1 protein-coding gene is annotated in these 386 nt (G+C 70.7%); it reads right to left on the bottom strand.

All coding sequences use genetic code 11. The features are described 5' to 3' along the window. Window positions 1-386 (bottom strand): beta-ketoacyl synthase N-terminal-like domain-containing protein (locus H5J33_RS36600; protein ID WP_181798976.1); only part of this gene is annotated, 386 nt, incomplete at both ends.

A 386-nucleotide genomic window follows, 5' to 3' on the forward strand; every position in this document is an offset into this window, starting at 1 on the left:
AGGAACAGCGGCTGTTCACTCGCCCGCTCCTGACCGTAGGTGGCGATGAGCGCCTGCGCCTCGATCGGGTCACCCAACCGCGTACCCGTGCCATGCGCCTCGACCACATCCACGTCCGCCGGGCTCAGCCGGGCATCCGCCAACGCCTGCCGGATCACCCGCTGCTGCGACAAACCATTCGGCGCCGTCAGACCATTGCTCGCGCCGTCCTGGTTGACGGCACTCCCCCGCACCACGGCCAGCACCGGATGCCCCAGCCGCAGAGCGTCCGACAACCGCTCCACCACCAGCACACCCACACCCTCGGCCCAACCGGTACCGTCCGCACCTTCCGCGAACGCCTTGCAGCGGCCGTCCGCCGCCAGCCCCCGCTGCCGGCTGAACTC

The sequence above is a fragment of the Streptomyces sp. WELS2 genome, from assembly GCF_013870595.1.
Taxonomy (GTDB): Bacteria; Actinomycetota; Actinomycetes; order Streptomycetales; family Streptomycetaceae; genus Streptomyces.